This window comes from Pseudomonas sp. NPDC089406, from assembly GCF_044900265.1.
GTDB lineage: Bacteria > Pseudomonadota > Gammaproteobacteria > Pseudomonadales > Pseudomonadaceae > Aquipseudomonas > Aquipseudomonas fakonensis.
Genome location: NZ_JBJDNC010000018.1, coordinates 30901 through 49394, shown reverse-complemented (window position 1 = coordinate 49394; position 18494 = coordinate 30901). Strand labels below are relative to the sequence as shown.

Annotated in this window: 10 protein-coding genes; 7 read left to right on the top strand and 3 right to left on the bottom strand. The window is 66.9% G+C overall.

All coding sequences use genetic code 11. The features are described from left to right. Window positions 1-6 precede the first annotated feature (6 nt). From treZ to ACI2KK_RS14480, 6 genes are all read left to right on the top strand, one after another. Window positions 7-1746, top strand: a complete 1740-nt coding sequence (gene treZ, locus ACI2KK_RS14505) for a malto-oligosyltrehalose trehalohydrolase (protein ID WP_404669398.1) — start codon at window positions 7-9, stop codon at window positions 1744-1746. Further along, on the top strand, window positions 1743-3812 hold the full coding sequence (gene malQ, locus ACI2KK_RS14500) for a 4-alpha-glucanotransferase (protein WP_404669397.1): 2070 nt from the start codon (window positions 1743-1745) through the stop codon (window positions 3810-3812). The genes treZ and malQ overlap by 4 nt, the downstream gene beginning before the upstream one ends. Then, window positions 3809-6583, top strand: a complete 2775-nt coding sequence (locus tag ACI2KK_RS14495) for a malto-oligosyltrehalose synthase (protein WP_404669396.1) — start codon at window positions 3809-3811, stop codon at window positions 6581-6583. The genes malQ and ACI2KK_RS14495 overlap by 4 nt, the downstream gene beginning before the upstream one ends. Before the next feature lie 17 nt (window positions 6584-6600). Then, the gene (locus tag ACI2KK_RS14490; protein WP_404669395.1) at window positions 6601-6858 is read left to right on the top strand and encodes a DUF2934 domain-containing protein; all 258 of its coding nucleotides are present in this window, start codon (window positions 6601-6603) and stop codon (window positions 6856-6858) included. A 154-nt stretch (window positions 6859-7012) separates the two neighbouring features. Continuing rightward, on the top strand, window positions 7013-9166 hold the full coding sequence (gene glgX, locus ACI2KK_RS14485; protein WP_404669394.1) for a glycogen debranching protein GlgX: 2154 nt from the start codon (window positions 7013-7015) through the stop codon (window positions 9164-9166). 119 nt (window positions 9167-9285) lie between these two features. Next, the gene (locus ACI2KK_RS14480; RefSeq protein ID WP_404669393.1) at window positions 9286-10080 is read left to right on the top strand and encodes an endonuclease/exonuclease/phosphatase family protein; all 795 of its coding nucleotides are present in this window, start codon (window positions 9286-9288) and stop codon (window positions 10078-10080) included. A 12-nt stretch (window positions 10081-10092) separates the two neighbouring features. Here the strand turns inward: ACI2KK_RS14480 and ACI2KK_RS14475 are convergent, their stop codons facing one another. Next, window positions 10093-11181: an endonuclease/exonuclease/phosphatase family protein gene (locus ACI2KK_RS14475; RefSeq protein ID WP_404669392.1), complete on the bottom strand. Its 1089-nt coding sequence runs from the start codon at window positions 11179-11181 to the stop codon at window positions 10093-10095. Between the two features lie 361 nt (window positions 11182-11542). Between ACI2KK_RS14475 and ACI2KK_RS14470 the strand changes: the two genes are divergently transcribed. Beyond that, the gene (locus tag ACI2KK_RS14470) at window positions 11543-12619 is read left to right on the top strand and encodes an autotransporter domain-containing protein (RefSeq protein ID WP_404669391.1); all 1077 of its coding nucleotides are present in this window, start codon (window positions 11543-11545) and stop codon (window positions 12617-12619) included. Between the two features lie 117 nt (window positions 12620-12736). On the opposite strand, the gene glgB is transcribed toward ACI2KK_RS14470, so the two are convergent. Together glgB and treS are read right to left on the bottom strand one after the other, a co-directional pair. Then, window positions 12737-14947: a 1,4-alpha-glucan branching protein GlgB gene (glgB, locus tag ACI2KK_RS14465; protein ID WP_404669390.1), complete on the bottom strand. Its 2211-nt coding sequence runs from the start codon at window positions 14945-14947 to the stop codon at window positions 12737-12739. A 189-nt stretch (window positions 14948-15136) separates the two neighbouring features. Continuing rightward, the gene (gene treS / locus ACI2KK_RS14460) at window positions 15137-18454 is read right to left on the bottom strand and encodes a maltose alpha-D-glucosyltransferase (RefSeq protein ID WP_404669389.1); all 3318 of its coding nucleotides are present in this window, start codon (window positions 18452-18454) and stop codon (window positions 15137-15139) included. Between the last annotated feature and the right edge of the window lie 40 nt (window positions 18455-18494).

The window sequence follows — 18494 nt, the reverse complement described above, 5'->3', positions numbered from 1 at the left end:
GTGACGATGCACAGGCATGGCGCACAGCTACTGGACGCCACCTCGGCGCGCTTTGCCCTGTGGGCACCGGATGCGCGCCGCGTGAGCGTGGAAATTGCCGGGCAGCCAGCCATCGAGCTGCTGCCCGACGACGGCTGGTACACCGGCGTCGCCCCCTGCCAGGCGGGCGACCTTTACCACTTTTGCATCGACGATGAACTGCAGGTGGCCGACCCTGCCTCGCGCTACCAGCCCGAGGGCGTGCAAGGCCCCAGTCAGCTGGTCGACCCCGGCGCCTACACCTGGCGCCACCCGTGGCAGGGCCGGCCCTGGCACGAGGCGGTGATCCAGGAGCTGCACGTGGGCCTGCTGGACGGTTACGCAGGCGTGGCCCAGGTGCTGCCGCGCCTGGCGCAGCTGGGGGTCAGCGCCATCGAGCTGATGCCCCTGGCGCAGTTCCCCGGCGAGCGCAACTGGGGCTACGACGGCGTGCTGCCATTCGCCCCGCAGCACAGCTACGGCACCCCGCAAGCCTTGTGCCGGCTGGTGGACGAAGCCCACGGCAATGGCCTGATGGTGCTGGTGGATGTGGTCTACAACCACTTCGGCCCCGACGGCAACTACCTGCACCAGTACGCCAGCCCGTTCTTTCGCCAGGACCGCCAGACCCCGTGGGGCGCGGCCATCGATTTTCGCCGCACCGAGGTGCGCGAATACTTCATCCAGAACGCGCTGATGTGGCTGTGCGACTACCGCTGCGACGGCCTGCGCCTGGACGCCGTGCACGCCATCGACCAGCCGGATTTCTTGCGCGAACTGGCGCAGCGGGTGCGCGCTGCGGTGGAGCCTGGCCGCCAGGTGTGGCTGGTGCTGGAAAACGAAAACAACCAGGCCGGCCTGCTCGAGCAGGGCTTCGACGCCCAGTGGAACGACGACGGCCACAACGCCCTGCACGTGCTGCTGACCGGCGAAACCGAGGGTTACTACGCCGACTACAAGGCGCGGCCCATCGACCAGCTGGCGCGCTGCCTGGCCGAGGGTTTCGTGTTCCAGGGCCAGCCCAACCGCCACGGCACACCCCGCGGCGAACCCAGCGCGCACCTGCCGCCCAGCGCGTTCGTGCTGTTTTTGCAAAACCACGACCAGGTCGGCAACCGCGCCCTGGGCGAGCGCCTGACCCGCCTGTGCCCGCCGCCGGCGCTGCGCGCGGCCACCACACTATTACTGCTGGCGCCAATGATTCCGCTGCTGTTCATGGGCGACGACGACGGCAGCCGTGAACCGTTCTTGTTCTTCACCGACTTTCACGACGAACTGGCCGATGCCGTGCGCGAAGGCCGGCGCGGCGAGTTCGCCCACTTCGCCGCCTTTGCCGACCCGCAGCAGCGCGAACGCATCCCCGACCCCAATGCCGCCACCACCTTCGAAGCCTCGCGGCCCAGGCACAAGGACGTGCTCGCCGGCTGGCACGGCCTGTACCAGCAACTGCTGACCCTGCGCCGCCAACACGTTACCCCGCACCTGCCCGGGGCCCACGCCCTGGGCTGCGAAGTGCTCGGCGACAAGGCACTGAGCGCCCGCTGGCAGATGGGCAATGGCCAGCAACTGCGCATCGACCTGAACCTCGACACTCAACCCCAGCCGGCGCAACTGCCGGCCCTGGAACAACGCCTGTACGACAGCAGCGACAACGTCCACCCCGACTCGACGCTGGCCGCGCACAGTTGCGTGGTCAGCCTGCTGCCCCCCGCACAGGAGACGCCATGAGCGAACACCCCTTGCACCGCCTGGCCGCCAAGGCGGGCCTGGCGCGCGACTGGATCGACGCCAACAACCGCCCGCAGCAGGTCAGCGACCAGGTGCTGCGCAACGTGCTGGCCGGCCTCGGCCACCCGGCAGGCGACGACCAGGCCATTGCCGCCAGCCTGCAGGCGGTCGAACAAGCGGCCGACAGCGAACACCTGCCACCGCTGCTGACCGCCGACCAGGGCCAGCCCCTCGACCTGCAGCGCTATTTCAGTGCAGGCAGCCCGGTGCTGTGCGCCCTGGAAGACGGCGCCGAGCGCGCCTTGCAGCTGGATGCCCAGGCCCGCCTGCCCGGCGAGCTACCCATCGGTTACCACCAGCTGACCATCGACGCTCGCACCTTCACCCTGGCCGTGGCGCCACCGCGCTGCCACGCCCTGCAAGACCGCGTCGAACAACCGCCACCGCGTTGCTGGGGCCTGTCGGTACAGCTTTACAGCCTGCGCCGCCCGGGCGACGGCGGTTACGGCGACTGCCTGGCCCTGGAGCAACTGGCCCGCAGCGCCGCCGAACGCGGCGCCGATGCCCTGGCCATCAGCCCGCTGCACACCCTGTCGGCCTTCGGCCAGCACCACTTCAGCCCCTACTCGCCCTCCAGCCGCCTGTTGCTCAATGTGCTGTACGCCAGCCCCACGGTGCTTTTCGGCGAGCGCGAGGTGCGCATGGCCATCGAGGCCGCCGGCCTTGAGCAAACGCTGGAGGCCCTGGAGCAACAGCCGCTGGTGGACTGGCCGCTGGCCGCCGATGCGCGGCTGCGCCTGCTCGAGGCGCTGTACCAGCAGTTCAGCCAGGCCGACCACCCGCTGCGCAAGGACTTCGAGAGCTTTCGCGCGGCCGGCGGCGAGTGCCTGGAGCACCACTGCCGCTTCGAGGTGTTGCAGGCCGAAGCCGTGGGCAGCGGCCTTGGCGCCGACTGGCGCAACTGGCCCGCCGCCTGGCACGACCCTTACCACCCCGAGGTGGAGGCCTTCGCCAATGCCTACCCGGCAAGGGTCGAATTCCACGCTTTCTGCCAATGGCTGGCCGAACGCAGCCTGCAACGGGCCCAGGACGCCGCCCGCGGCAACGGCATGAGCGTGGGCCTGATCGCCGACCTGGCGGTGGGCGCCGACGGCGCCGGCAGCCAGGCCTGGAGCCGCCAGGACGAGCTGCTGGCCGACCTCAAGGTGGGCGCGCCGCCCGACATCCTCAACCGCGCAGGCCAGGATTGGGGCATCTGCGCCTTCAGCCCCGAAGGCCTCAAGCGCAACGGCTACCGCGCCTTCATCGAGATGCTGCGGGCCAACCTGGCCCACGCCGGGGGGTTGCGCATCGACCATGTGATGGGCCTGCGCCGGCTGTGGCTGATCCCGCGCGGGGCAAAGGCCGGCGAAGGCGCCTACCTGAACTACCCGCTGGACGACCTGCTGCGCCTGCTGGCGCTGGAGTCGGCGCGCCATGGCGCGATCATTCTCGGCGAAGACCTGGGCACGGTGCCCGAGGGCCTGCGCGAGCGCCTGGCCGACAAGGCCGTGCTGGGCATGCGCGTGCTGCCTTTCGAGCAGACTGCACCCGGGCAGTTCAAGGCGATCCTCGACTGGCCCGACAACGCCCTGGCCACCACCGGCACCCACGACCTGGCGCCGCTGGCCGGCTGGCTGGCGGGGCGTGACATCGACTGGAACCACCGCCTGCAACTGATCGACGCCGCCACCGAGCTGCATTGGCGCCATGAACGGGCGCTGGAGCGCGACGGCCTGCGCCGCACCCTGGAGGCCAACTACGGCCCGCAGGCGGACAACAATGCCTTGATCGACGCGGCCATCCGCTACGTCGGCCACACCCGCGCGCCGCTGGTGCTGGTGCCGTTGGAAGACCTGCTGGGCAACGACGAACAACCCAACCTGCCCGGCACCACCGACGGCCACCCCAACTGGCGCCGGCGCTTTGCCGCGCCGGTGCGCGAGCTGCTGGACGACGAGCACGCGGCGCGGCGCCTGGAGCTGCTGGCCCAGGCCCGCGAACAAGCCTGGGAGCGCGACCGATGAAGCCGTTGACCGCCACCGTGCGCCTGCAACTGCACAGCGACTTCAGCCTGGACGACGCGGTGCCGCTGGTGCCCTACTTCGCCCAACTGGGCATCAGCCATGTGTACGCCTCGCCGATCCTCACCGCCCGCGCAGGCTCGCGCCACGGCTACGACGTGGTCGACCCGACCCGGGTCAACCCCGAGCTGGGTGGCGAGGCGGCGTTGCTGCGGCTGGTGGCCGCGCTGCGCCAGCACGGCATGGGGTTGATCCTCGACACGGTGTCCAACCACATGGCCGTGGGCGGCGCCGACAACCCCTGGTGGCAGAGCCTGCTGGCCTGGGGGCGGCGCAGCCCGTATGCCGAGTTCTTCGATATTCAGTGGCACTCCAGCGACCCGCTGCTGGCCGGGCAACTGCTGCTGCCGTTTCTGGGCAGCGACTATGGCGTGGCCTTGCAGCAGGGGCAGATTCCGCTGACCTTCGACGCCGCCCACGGCCTGCTCGAGGTGGCTCACTACGAGCACCGCTTCCCGATTTGCCCGCTGGACTACGGGCGCATCCTCGGCCAGGCCGACGATGCGCGCCTGCAAGCACTGGCCCAGCACTTCAGTGCGCTGCACGAAGCCGCCGACCCGCTGGCCGATGCTGCGCCGCTGCACCTTGAGCTGGCCCGCCTGGCTGCCAGCGGCGCGAGCCTGGCTGGCGCCCTGGCCGCCTTCGACAGCACCACAGAAGCCGGCTTCAAGCGCCTGCACCTGCTGCTGGAGCGCCAGGTCTACCGCCTGGCCAGCTGGCGCACCGCCGCCGACGACATCAACTGGCGGCGCTTTTTCGACATCAACGAACTCGGCGGCCTGCGGGTGGAGCGCGCAGCGGTGTTCGAAGCCACCCACGCCAAGCTGTTCGAGCTGATCGAGCGCGGCCTGGTGGACGGCCTGCGCATCGACCATATCGACGGCCTGGCCGACCCGCGCCGCTACTGCCGCAACCTGCGCCGGCGGGTTGACGGGCTGCTGGCAAAGCGGCCGCTACAGGCTGCCGTCGAGCATTTTCCGATCTACGTCGAGAAAATCCTCGGCGCCAGCGAGCACCTGCACCGCGACTGGCTCACCGACGGCACCACCGGCTACGAGTTCATGAACGAGGTGTCGCTGCTGCAACACGACCCGGCCGGCGAAGCCCCGCTGACCGAGCTGTGGCAAAGCGTCAGCGAGCGCCCGGACTTTGCCGAGGAAGTGCGCACGGCCCGCCAGCTGGTGCTCAACGCAAGCCTGGCCGGCGACTGCGAATCGGTGGCCCAGGCCCTGCTGCAGGTGGCCCGCGACGACCTGATGACCCGCGACCTGACCCTCGGCGCCATCCGCCGGGCCTTGCAGGCGCTGGTGGCGCACTACCCGGTGTACCGCACCTACATCAACGCCTGCGGCCGCCCGGCCGAAGACGAAGGGTTCTTCCAGCAGGCCATGAGCGATGCCCGGCAATCCCTGGGCGAGGCCGACTGGCCGCTGCTGGGGCACCTGGAGCGCTGGCTGGGCGGCCAACCCTGGCGCCAGCTGCCACCGGGGCGGCCGCGCAAGCACCTGCGCCACGCCTGCGTGCGTTTTCAGCAGTTGACCGCCCCCAGCGCCGCCAAGGCCGTGGAAGACACCGCGTTCTACCGCTCGGGGCGGCTGCTGTCGCGCAATGACGTGGGCTTTGCCGCCGAGTGCTTCAGCGCCGATGCGCTGTGGTTCCATAACGAAGCCCAGCGCCGCCTGCGCGACTTCCCCGACAACCTGCTGGCCACCGCCACCCACGACCACAAGCGCGGTGAGGACTGCCGGGCGCGCCTGGCCGTGCTCAGCGAACGCGGCCCCTGGCTGGCCAGCCGCGTGGCGCACTGGCTGGAACTGGCGGCGCCGCTGCGCGAAGCCCTGGACGATGGCCCGGCACCGAGCCCGGGCGATGAGCTGCTGCTGTTGCAGACCCTGCTCGGCAGCTGGCCGCTGACGCTCGCGCTGCACGACCACGACGCCTTGCAGCACTACGCCGGGCGCATCCGCCAGTGGCAGCAAAAAGCCCTGCGCGAGGCCAAGCTGCGCAGCAGCTGGGCGGCGCCCAGCGAGGGTTACGAGCAGGCCTGCGCGGCCTATGTCGATGGCCTGTTGCTGGATGAACAGAGCCAGCAGCTGCGCCAGTCGCTGCATGACGCGGCGCGCCAGCTCGACTGCCCCGGCGCACTGAACGGCCTGGCCCAGTGCCTGCTGCGCATGACCACCCCGGGGGTACCCGACCTGTACCAGGGCAACGAGTACTGGGACTTGAGCCTGGTCGACCCGGACAACCGCCGCCCGGTGGACTACGCTGCAAGGCGGGCCTGCCTGGCCGACGGCGCAGCCGTGCCGGCGCTGCTCGAACACTGGCGCAATGGCCATATCAAGCAGGCGCTGGTGGCCCGGGTGCTGGATTGCCGCCAGGCCCACCCCGAACTGTTCCAGCGTGGCGCCTACCTGCCGCTTGCCGTGCAGGGCCGCCACGCCGACAAGGTGCTGGCCTTCGCCCGTCTGGGCGACGGCGTACGCGCCATCATCGTTGTACCGCGGCTGGCCAGCGCACTGCTGGGCCCGGCCACTACCCCACAGATCCCGGCGCAGAACTGGGACGATACCCGGCTGGTATTGCCGTTTGCCTTGTCGCCTGCCAACTGCTCGGGACTTTTCGGTGGTGCTGCGGTCAGCCCTTCAAGGGAGCTGAACTTGAGCACCGTGCTGGCGGAGTTTCCGGTCAATGTGTTGATTGATCTTGCCTAATTGCATTCAGGAGCGTCGTGATGAGTGTCGATGAAAAGCGTATTCGCGAATTCGCGTATCAGATCTGGGAGTCGGAGGGTAAGCCCGAGGGGCGCGAGGAGGAGCACTGGGACAAGGCGCGCAAGCTGGCCGAAGCCGAGGCTCTGGCGCCCAAAGCCCCGCCACGCAAGAAGGCGGCGGCCAAGCCCAAGGCACCGGTAGAGCCCAAAGTGGCGGCGTTGCCTGCGGCCGCAGTGAAAAAACCTCGGGCCGCGAAAAAACCAGCTTCTGGTTGAGCCTGTTCCGGCCCTTTCGCGGGTAAACCCGCTCCCACAGGGACCGCGCCTCGTTCAAGCCAGGTGATATTCCTGTGGGAGCGGGTTTACCCGCGAAGAGGCCGGTGCAGGTATTCACAACTTCCTCTCTCTCCACGGCCCCACGAGGACTGCCATGAGCCCCCGCACCCCGAAGAAAACCCGCTCCGTCGCCCCGTCGCGCATCCGCGAAGGCCTGCCCTTCCCGCTGGGCGCCACCTGGGACGGCCTGGGGGTCAACTTCGCCCTGTTCTCGGCCAACGCCACCAAGGTCGAACTGTGCCTGTTCGACTCAACCGGCGAACACGAGCTCGAGCGCATCGAGCTGCCCGAGTACACCGACGAGATCTACCACGGCTACCTGCCCGACGCGCACCCCGGGCTGGTCTACGGCTACCGGGTTTACGGCCCGTACGAGCCGCAGAACGGCCACCGCTTCAACCCCAACAAGCTGCTGATCGACCCCTACGCCAAGCAGCTGGTGGGCAGCCTGAAATGGTCCGAGGCGCTGTTTGGCTACACCATCGGCCACCCCGACGGTGACCTGTCGTTCGATGAGCGCGACAGCGCGCCGTTCGTGCCCAAGTGCAAGGTCATCGACCCGGCCTTCACCTGGGGGCGCGACCAGCGTGTGCTGATCCCGTGGGAGCGCACGATCATCTACGAGGCCCACACCCGCGGCATCAGCATGCGCCACCCCGGCGTGCCGGAGCACCTGCGCGGCACCTTCGCGGGGCTGGCCAACGACGAGCTGCTGGGGCATATCAAGGAGCTGGGCGTATCGAGCATCGAGCTGCTGCCGATCCACGCCTTCGTCAACGACCAGCACCTGCTGGACAAGGGCCTGAACAACTACTGGGGCTACAACAGCATCGCGTTCTTCGCCCCGCACCCGCGCTACCTGGCCAGCGGCAAGATCGCCGAGTTCAAGGAGATGGTCGCGCACCTGCATGACGCGGGCCTTGAGGTGATTCTGGATGTGGTCTACAACCACACCGCCGAAGGCAACGAGCGCGGCCCGACCCTGTCGATGCGCGGCATCGACAACGCCTCGTACTACCGGCTGATGCCCGACGACAAGCGCTACTACATCAATGATTCGGGCACCGGCAACACCCTCGACCTCAGCCACCCCTGCGTGCTGCAACTGGTCACCGACTCGCTGCGCTACTGGGCCGGCGAAATGCACGTGGACGGTTTTCGCTTCGACCTGGCGACCATCCTGGGCCGCTACCACGACGGCTACAGCGAGCGTCACGGCTTCCTCGTCGCCTGCCGCCAGGACCCGATGCTGAGCCAGGTCAAATTGATCGCCGAGCCCTGGGACTGCGGCCCGGGCGGCTATCAGGTGGGCAACTTCGCCCCTGGCTGGGCCGAGTGGAACGATCGCTTTCGCGACACTGTGCGCAGCTTCTGGAAGGGCGATGAAGGCATGCTCGCCGACTTTGCCGCACGCATCACCGCCTCCGGCGACTTGTTCAACAACCGTGGCCGGCGCCCGTACAGCTCGATCAACTTCGTTACCGCCCACGACGGCTTCACCCTGCGCGACCTGGTGTCGTACAACGACAAGCACAACGAGGACAACGACGAAAACAACCAGGACGGCACCAACAACAACCTGTCGTGGAACTGCGGCGTCGAAGGCCCCACCGACGACCCGGCGATCAACGCCCTGCGCATGCGCCAGATGCGCAACTACTTCGCCACCCTGCTGCTGGCCCAGGGCACGCCGATGATCGTTGCCGGTGACGAGTTCAGCCGCACCCAGCACGGCAACAACAACGCCTACTGCCAGGACAGCGAGATCGGCTGGGTGAACTGGGACCTGGACCAGGACGGCACCGAGCTGATGGCCTTCGTCAAGCGCCTGACCCGGCTGCGCCTGGCCTACCCGATTCTGCGCCGCTCGCGCTTTCTGGTGGGCGACTACAACGAGGCCATCGGCGTGAAGGACGTCACCTGGCTGGCCCCGGACGGCAGCGAGATGAGCGTCGAGCAGTGGGAAGACCCGCACGGCCGCTGCCTGGGCATGCTGATGGACGGCCGTGCCCAGGAAAGCGGCATCGCCCGCCCCGGTGCCGAGGCGACCATGCTGCTGATCGTCAACGCCTACCACGACGTGGTGCCGTTCAAGCTGCCGGCCGTGCCCGAGGGCGACTACTGGAGCCTGCTGGTGGACACCGACCGGCCGCAACTGCGCAAGGCCCAGCACCTGGCGTTCGACAACCTGTTCGAGGTGCAGGGGCGCTCGCTGCTGTTGCTGGTGTTGCAGCGGGAGGAGGAATGAACCTGCAAGGCGCCGGTGGGTCGTAAGCAGTACCGGCCCTATCGCCGGCAAGCCGGCTCCTGTAGGAGCCGGCTTGCCGGCGATAGGGCCGCTACAGGTACCCCAAAACAGGAGCAGCCGTGAACCTCGAAGCCGGCAGTCCAGGTTTCGCCAGCGTCAGCCAGGCCCCGCCGGTGCACCGGGTGAAGGTGCTGACGGTCAATACCCACAAAGGCTTCACCGCCTTCAACCGGCGCTTCATCCTGCCGGAGTTGCGCGAGGCGGTGCGCAGTACGCAGGCCGATATCGTGTTCCTGCAGGAGGTGCTCGGCAGCCATGACCGGCATGCCGCACGCCACCCCGGCTGGCCGAAAACCTCGCAGTACGAATTTCTGGCCGACAGCATGTGGAGCGAGTTCGCCTACGGGCGCAACGCGGTGTACCCCGACGGCCACCACGGCAACGCGCTGCTGTCCAAATACCCGATCATCGAGCACCGCAACCTCGACGTGTCGATCACCGGCCCCGAACGCCGCGGCCTGCTGCATTGCGTGCTGGATGTACCGGGCGGGCGTCAGGTGCACGCCATCTGCGTGCACCTGTCGTTGCTCGAAAGCCACCGGCAAAAGCAGTTGCAGTTGCTGCGCAAACTGCTCGACGCCCTGCCCGCCGATGCGCCGGTGATCATTGCCGGCGACTTCAACGACTGGCAGTTGCGCGGCAACCGTACCCTGGGGCTGGAGCAAGGCCTGCACGAGGCCTTCGAGCGCCACCATGGGCTGCTGGCGCGCACCTACCCTGCGCGCCTGCCGCTGCTGCGCCTGGACCGCATCTACCTGCGCAACGCCGACAGCCACAGGCCGCGGATTCTCGGGCACAAGCCGTGGACGCATTTGTCTGACCACCTGCCCCTGAGTGTCGAAGTACGGCTGTAGAGCGGAGCACTGTCAGTCGTCATCCGCCCCGATACAGACAGCGGTGCGGACCATCTGATGGTCGGATAGGCGCTGGCGGAAGGTTTCGGCGTCCATGCCCGGTATCCAGTCATCCGCTGTCACGACACTGAATGCCAGTGCCCCTGCGGTGGCTTGCGTGCAGGTTGCCTGGGTCTCTGGCTGGTCGCCCATGACGAAGATGCGGTCAAAGGGCGCATCGGCAAACCTGGCCTCAGTGGTAAGCCAGGTACCAAGGTCTGCGCTGTTGCAATCACGCAGCCCATTGGCGGCAAGCAGGTGCGCTCCCGGCTCATCGGCATTGAGCATGTTGGTGTCCCCCAGAAGAATCACATCGTTCTCGCCCGTTTCGGCACGCACCGACTCCAACCCTTTCAGGATCAGGTGCACTTCGAGCTCGCGTTGTGCCTCGCTGGTCTTGCCACTGTTGGCCTTCAGGTGCAGCGGTACGAACAGAAAGTCACTTTTGCCTTCACCGGCAGAGAGTTTGACTGCATAGGGGGTGCGGTTGAGCGGCACTTTTTTCGAATCCGCCCCGAGCACTTCGACACGCCGCTGCTCATCGACGCCAGCCACATTCCAGGGGCCTGCGGTCATCTGCACCTTGTGGGTATTCCAGGCCAACCCCGTCCATTGGTCCCTGGACGCGCCGGCCTGGGGGTGCTTCTCGAAAAGCCTGTATTCCCAGGCTGCGCCCTGGCTATTGAGCAGTGCAAATGCTTCATCCAATTGCTGGTTGATCGCGCCCCCGGTGGCAGAGCGGGTGATCGAGATTTCCATCAGTGCCAGTACATCGACCTTGGCCGCACCAATGTAGGAAGCGATATCCTCAGGTGCCTGGTGGCCAATCTTGTTGCGCTGCGCCGAACCCAGCCATTCGATGTTCCACGAACCGATGTTCAGTTGCGCATCACAGGTACTGGCTACGCCAGGGGCCTGATAGACGAAAAAAACCAACGCAGACGCAAGCAGCAGGTGTTTGCTCATGATGTTCTCCAGCACAGTTCCAGTAGGGCGGATCAACCGCGTCCTTGGATCCTGTGCATTCGAACCCTCGGCCATCAGAGGGAAGTCGAGCCACAACGCCTCTGTCTTCCAGCTGTCGCCAGCGGTTAGCAATCATTCGGCATAGCGCAAAGAGGGCAAATAGCCAAGCTCGCTATTGGAGAAATAAAACCTATAAAAATTATTCAGTTAGCAAAATTAACAAACAACGAATGATTCCTTCACGATTTCTTGACGCAAGCCCCTGCGTCTCCTTAGCTGAACAGGACCACCTGTAGTAAAAATTCGTGCCGGGCCTCTAGCTCGCGCCTTCGTGCGCGTTCGCAAAGGTTGGCGCGCTGGTTTGTGTCGCCCCTGTTTTGCCGTCAGCACGTGACATCACGCCAGGTAGTGGGTTGTTCAACTTGCTGCTTACCGATGACAAAACAGGAGACACGCCATGAAAAGCACTTCGAACACCTCGCGTTTCGACGCCATTTTCTGCGCGGTTTCCACGTCGCTGCTTCTCGCAACCCCTGTGGAAACCTTCGCCTTCGAACCGCAGGAGGGCGAGCCGCTCGCGCGCTTTCTGGAAACACCTGCGGTACCCCAGCTGTCTCTCGACCCGCTGAGCGCCAGCGGCCTGAACCAGGGCATGCTGGCGGCGTTCAGCGAGCACATGGCCGAGCGCCATGGCCAGACCGCCCCGGACCTGATCGCCAGCCAGTGGGCGCAGTTCTTCCCCGGTGCCCCGCGCCCGGGCGGCCGGGAGCCGGCGCAACTGGAGGCGCCCAGCCAGCAGATGATGGTCGGCCCGGACCTGTTCGTACGTGAAACCGCCAGTGGCAATGTGCACCGCGCGGGGATTTTCGTTGGCCACAACAACCTGCAGAGCAGCTTCAACGGCATGCGCCCGCTGCTGGGCGACAAGCAGCGCAACGCGGTGAACCTGAGCGGCGAGAGCCTGGGGGTGTACTGGAGCATGACCCATGAACAGGGCTGGCATGTGGACGCCGTGGCCATGGGCACGCGTATCGACGTGAACGGCCGCAGCGAGAGCGGCCAGCGGGTGGACGACAGCGGCCACGCCATGACCTTTTCTGTGGAGGGCGGCTTCCCCATCGGCCTGGGCGGCGGCTGGGTGATCGAGCCCCAGGCGCAGTTGATCAACCAGCAGTTCTTCCCCGGCAACCAGGCCCAGGAACAAACCCTGCAGGCGTTCGACAGCCAGCCGAGCTGGAGTGGCCGAGTGGGGGCGAAACTGTCCGGGCGCTACGAGGTGCGCGGCATGCCCATCGAACCCTACGTTCGCACCAACGTGTGGTACGACTTCAGCAACTACGACACGGTGAAGCTCGACCAGGTGGACAAGATCTCCAGCTCGCGCAGTTCGGCAACGGTGGAACTGGGGTTGGGCCTGGTGGCACGGGTTACGCCCAATGTGGCGTTGTTCGTCAGCGCCGATTACAGCAGTGACGTGGATGACAACGACCTGAACGGGTTGATTGGCAGTTTGGGGGTGCGGATGCGCTGGTAGGCAGGTTCGTCCTCTTCGCGGGTAAACCCGCTCCCACAGGGACTGCACAAAGTCTGAATCTTGTGCGGTCCCTGTGGGAGCGGGTTTACCCGCGAAGAGGACGGTACAGCCAACCGGTCAGGCCGGTTTCATCACCAACACCCCCAACGGCGGCAAATTCAGCGCCAGCGACAGCGGCTGGCCGTGGCTGGCGATGGCCTCGCTGGCCACCGCACCCAGGTTGCCGACGTTGGAGCCGGCGTACAGCTCGGCGTCGCTGTTCAGCAGCTCTTGCCACTGCTCGCCGAACGGCACGCCGATGCGGTACCCCTCACGCGGCACAGGGGTGAAGTTGGCCACTACCAGCAGCGGCTCGCCCTGGCTGCTCCAGCGCAGCCAGGCGTACACGCTGTTTTGCGCATCATCGCCAATCAGCCACTGGAAGCCCTGGGGCAGGCAGTCCTGCTCGTGCAGCGCCGGCAGCGCGCGGTACAGGCGGTTGAGGTCGCCCACCAGCTTTTGCACGCCCTGGTGTTCGGAGTACTGCAGCAGGTACCAGTCCAGCTGCTGGTCGTGGTTCCACTCGCGCCACTGGCCGAACTCGCAGCCCATGAACAGCAGCTTCTTGCCCGGGTGGGTCCACATGAAGGTGAGGTAGGCGCGCAGGTTGGCGAACTTCTGCCAGCGGTCGCCGGGCATCTTGTCGATCAGCGAGTGCTTGCCGTGCACCACCTCGTCGTGAGAGATGGGCAGGATGAAGTGCTCGGAGTAGGCGTAGATCAGCCCGAAGCTCATCTCGTTGTGGTGGTAGGTGCGGTGGATCGGGTCGTTCTGGATGTAGTGCAGGGTGTCGTGCATCCAGCCCATGTTCCACTTGTAGGCAAAGCCCAGGCCGCCCTGCTGCACCGGCTGGCTGACCCCGGGCCAGGCGGTGGACTCCTCGGCGATGATCAGTGCGCCGGGCGCTTCATGGGCGGCCACGCTGTTGAGGTGGCGGATGAAATCGATGGCTTCGAGGTTCTCGCGCCCGCCGTGGCGGTTGGGCACCCACTCGCCGGCCTTGCGCGAGTAGTCGCGGTACAGCATCGAGGCCACCGCATCGACCCGCAGGCCGTCGATGTGGAAATGCTTGAGCCAGTGCAGTGCCGAGGCCAGCATGAAGCCGCGCACCTCGTTGCGCCCCAGGTTGTAGATGAGCGTGTTCCAGTCCTGGTGAAAGCCTTCCAGCGGGTTGTCGTATTCGTACAGCGCGGTGCCGTCGAAACGCGCCAGGCCGTGCTCGTCGGTGGGGAAATGCGCCGGCACCCAATCAAGCAACACACCAATGCCGCCCTGGTGGCAGGCATCGACGAAGAAGGCGAAGTCCTCGGCGCTGCCGTAACGCGAGGTGGGGGCGAACAGCGACAGCGGCTGGTAGCCCCAGGAACCGCCGAACGGGTGCTCCATGATCGGCATCAGCTCGATGTGGGTAAAGCCCAGCTCCTGCACGTAGGGCACCAGGCGTTCGGCCAGTTCGCGCCAGTTGTAGTAGCGGGTCACTTCACCGGCATCGTCCAGCTCGCAGCGCCAGGAGCCGGCGTGCAGCTCGTAGATCGACAGCGGCGCGCTGTAGGCGTGGCGCTGCGCGCGCTGGGCCATCCAGTCATGGTCCTGCCAGGCGTGGGCCAGCTCGCCGGCCACCTTCGAGGCGGTGCTCGGCGGCAGCTCGGTGGCGCGGGCCAGCGGGTCGGCCTTGAGCGGCAGCACACCGTCGTGGCCGAGCACTTCGTACTTGTAGGTTTCGCCCACCCCCAGCCTGGGTATGAACAGCTCCCACACCCCGGCGCTGTGGCGCAGGCGCATGGGGTGGCGGCGGCCGTCCCAGTTGTTGAAATCGCCCACCACCGATACCCGCCGGGCATTCGGCGCCCACACCGAGAAGCACACGCCGTTGACGCCGTCGACTTCGGTGGGCTGGGCACCGAAGCGCCCGGACAGGTCGCGGTGGTTGCCCTCGGCGAACAGGTACATGTCCATGTCGCCCAGTTGCGGGCCGAAGCTGTACGGGTCTTCGGTGACCTGCTCGCCGCCGGCCCAGCCGATCTGCAGCAGGTAGGGGTGGGCCTCGGTCAGGTGCGCGCTGAACAGCCCGGGCAGGCTGGCCTGCTGCATTTCGGCGAGGATGCGCCCATCGTGGCGGGCCAGTACCTTCACATTGAGGGCGTTGGGCAGGTAGGCGCGTATCGCTTGGCCACCTGCACCATCGGGGTGCGAGCCGAGCACCGCGAACGGGTCGGCGTGCTCGGCGCTGGCCAGGGCATCGAGGTCCCGTTGCCGAAGGCCACCGGTGTCACGCGTGGTTGCATTCATCTTGCTGCCCCTTTCCATGTGTTTTTCAGGGTGTCGAGGGCTGGATTTCTTTCAGCCCATCCCCACCCCTGTGGGAGCGGGTTTACCCGCGAACACCGGCGTAGCCGGTGCCATATACCGTGTCGCCTGTTTCGCGGGTAAACCCGCTCCCACAGGGGACCTGCCTCAAGCATCGTTTTGTCGCAAGGCTCACCCCTCTCCCCAGGCACTGACCAGCCCGTGCAAACCATGCAAGGGCACGGCCAGCCAGGCCGGGCGGTTTTCCGCTTCGTAGCTGATCTCGTAGGCAGCCTTCTCCAGGCAGAACAGCTCCAGCGCCGCGCGCTCGCCCTCGGCCTGCTGCCAGGCGTGGGGCATGGCGGCGGTGGCCAGGCCATAGGCTTCGACGAAGGCGTGACGCGACTGATGCAGGTACTGCCGGGCGACCCGCTGGCGGGCCTGGCGCGCAGCCTCGGAGAGGTCTACTGCCGAGGCGCTGCGCAGAATCATCGCAGCAGCATAGTCGAAGGAACGCAGCACGCCGCTGACATCCTTGTACGGGCTGTGCTTGGCCCGGCGTTCGTCCAGCGGGCGGGCCGGCTCGCCCTCGAAGTCGATCAGGTAAGCATCGCCCTGCACCACCAGCACCTGGCCCAGGTGCAGGTCGCCGTGCACCCGCATCAACAGACCGCCTTCGGCCTGGCGGGCCAGCTGAGCGACATGCTGCTGCAGGCCCTGGCGCTGATGCTGCAGGTCGTCGACCAGGGCCTGGCTGTCGGGGTCGAGGCTGGCGCGGTGCTGGGCCAGCAGGTCGAGGGCATGACCCAGCTCGGTGCTGATCTGCCGCGCCCAGTGCTCGCTGTCCTGGCGGTTGCTGACCCGCGGCTCGAACGCCGCATCATTGCTTGGCGCGGCCAGCAGCAGGTGCATCTCGCCCAGGCGCTGGCCGAGCAAGGCGGCAAAGCCGCTGAGCTCGGCCAGGGCGTCGGTGTGCGCCTCTTGCTCGAGGCTGTTGGGCTCCATTTCGTCGCGGATGGCCCGTTCCAGGGTGTTCTGGGTCCAGTCCCAGGCATCCCCCTGGTTGCTCAGGTAGCCCTGGGCGATCAGCAGCAGGTTGGGCTGCCCGCCTTCGTCGACCCGGCTGACCCAGGCCAGCAGCGGCGAGATATTGGCAAAGCCGGCGGCGGTCAGGTAGGCGCTCATCTCAAGCTCTGGGTGCACCCCGGGGTTGACCCGGCGGATCAGCTTGAGCACCAGGCTTTCGCCCACCACCACCGAGCTGTTGGACTGCTCGGCGCCGAGGTAGCGCACTTCGCTGTCATCGTTCAGCGCCAGGGTGGCCAGTTGCGGGTTGCTGTGGAACTGCAGCTCGCCCAGGCCATCGCCGCACGGCAGTTGCAGGCCGTCCTGGCAGGCGCGCAACACGGCGCGCACGAAGGGTTCGAGCACAAAGGCATCGGTGATCAGCCCCACCTGGCGGCCACGGCGTACCCGCGACAGCGCCAGCTGCTGGGGCAACGCGGCGTTGATCTGCTCTTCGGGCAGCAGGCCGAACGGCAACTGGTAGTGGCTGACCGCGCCGTCGCTGTGCACGTCGATTTCGGCCAGCAGCACCGGCAACGCCGAGGTGCCCAGGCGCACGCCGTAGCGCAGGCGCACCTGGTCGATCGGCGCCTCCTTGCCGGCGAACCAGCGCCGCTTGGGCAGGTACTGGGGCAGGATGGTGCCTTGCAGGGTGTCGCTGGACGGCGCTTCGAGCAGCTCTTCGAGGCGCTTGCGTAGCACCAGGGTGGTGAGTTCGGGCAGGCCCTCGGTGGCCTGGATGTGCCAGCTGGGCATGCGGTCGTGGGAGGCCAGCAGGAACCAGTAGAAACCGTAGGGCGCCAGGGTGAGCAGGAACGGCAACTGGCCGATGGGCGGGAAGGCGCTGCCGCCGAGCATCTCCACCGGCACCCTGTCTGCGTACTGCGACAGCTCCAGCTCCGCCGCCTGCGCTGCACGGGAGACGTTGGCCACGCACAGCACGATCTCGGTGTGGCCATCGACGCCGGTGTACTCGCGGATGTAGGCGAGGATGCGCCGGTTGCTGGGGGTGAGCATTTTCAGGGTGCCGCGGCCAAAGGCCTTCTGCTGCTTGCGCACTGCCAGCAGGCGGCGGTTCCAGTTCAGCAGCGAATGCGGGTCGTGGGCCTGGGCCTCGACGTTGATGGTCTGGTAGCCGTACAGCGGGTCCATGATCGGCGGCAGCACCAGGCGCTGCGGGTCGGCCTTGGAAAAACCGCCGTTGCGGTCGGGCGACCACTGCATGGGGGTGCGCACACCGTCGCGGTCACCGAGGTAGATGTTGTCGCCCATGCCCAGCTCGTCACCGTAGTACAGCGTGGGGGTGCCGGGCATCGACAGCAGCAGGCTGGTGAGCAGCTCGATACGCCGCCGGTCGCGCTGCAGCAAGGGCGCCAGGCGCCGGCGGATGCCTAAGTTGATGCGCGCGCGGCGGTCTTCGGCGTAGTAGTTCCACAGGTAGTCGCGCTCGCGGTCGGTGACCATCTCCAGGGTCAGCTCATCGTGGTTGCGCAAGAAGATCGCCCACTGGCAGTTGGCCGGAATCTCCGGCGTCTGGCGCAGGATGTCGGTGATCGGGAAGCGGTCTTCCATGGCCAGGGCCATGTACATGCGCGGCATCAGCGGGAAGTGGAAGGCCATGTGGCATTCGTCGCCGTCACCCTCGCCGAAGTACGGGCGGGTGTCTTCGGGCCACTGGTTGGCCTCGGCCAGCAGCATGCGGTCGGGGTAGTTGGCGTCGATCTCGGCGCGGATGGCCTTTAGCACCGCGTGGGTTTCGGGGAGGTTTTCGTTGTTGGTGCCGTCGCGCTCGATCAGGTAGGGGATGGCGTCCAGGCGCAGGCCATCGACGCCGATGTCGAGCCAGAAACGCATCACGTCGATCACCGCCTTCATCACCTGCGGGTTGTCGAAGTTGAGGTCGGGCTGGTGCGAGTAGAAGCGGTGCCAGAAGTACTGGCCGGCCACCGGGTCCCAGGTCCAGTTGGACTTTTCGGTGTCGAGGAAAATGATGCGGGTGCCGTCGTATTTCTGGTCGTCGTCCGACCACACGTAGAAGTCCCGGGCCTTGCTGCCGCGCTTGGCGTGGCGGGCGCGCTGGAACCAGGGGTGCTGGTCGGAGGTGTGGTTGATGACAAGCTCGGTGATCACCCGCAGGTTGCGCTTGTGCGCCTCGGCGATGAAGCGCCGGGCGTCGGCCATGCTGCCGTAGTCGGGGTGTACGGCCTTGTACTCGCCGATGTCGTAACCGTCGTCGCGCCGTGGCGAGGGGTAGAACGGCAGCAGCCACAGGGTGTTGACGCCCAGTTCGGCGATGTAGTCGAGCTTGCTGATCAAGCCGGCGAAATCGCCGATGCCGTCGTTGTTCGAATCGAAGAACGACTTGATGTGCAGCTGGTAGATCACCGCGTCCTTGTACCACAGCGGGTCATCGATGAAGGCTGCCGGGCGGGAACGCTTGGCCATGTTCGACTCCTTTCATTTACGGGTTAGGCACGCCCTTTGT

What these genes read in the sequence shown, in the direction of transcription:
- treZ (WP_404669398.1), top strand. Translation starts at nt 7, where the DNA reads ATGCACAGGCATGGCGCACAGCTACTGGACGCCACCTCGGCGCGCTTT.
- malQ (WP_404669397.1), top strand. Translation starts at nt 1,743, where the DNA reads ATGAGCGAACACCCCTTGCACCGCCTGGCCGCCAAGGCGGGCCTGGCG.
- ACI2KK_RS14495 (WP_404669396.1), top strand. Translation starts at nt 3,809, where the DNA reads ATGAAGCCGTTGACCGCCACCGTGCGCCTGCAACTGCACAGCGACTTC.
- glgX (WP_404669394.1), top strand. Translation starts at nt 7,013, where the DNA reads ATGAGCCCCCGCACCCCGAAGAAAACCCGCTCCGTCGCCCCGTCGCGC.
- ACI2KK_RS14470 (WP_404669391.1), top strand. Translation starts at nt 11,543, where the DNA reads ATGAAAAGCACTTCGAACACCTCGCGTTTCGACGCCATTTTCTGCGCG.
- glgB (WP_404669390.1), bottom strand. Translation starts at nt 14,947, where the DNA reads ATGAATGCAACCACGCGTGACACCGGTGGCCTTCGGCAACGGGACCTC.
- treS (WP_404669389.1), bottom strand. Translation starts at nt 18,454, where the DNA reads ATGGCCAAGCGTTCCCGCCCGGCAGCCTTCATCGATGACCCGCTGTGG.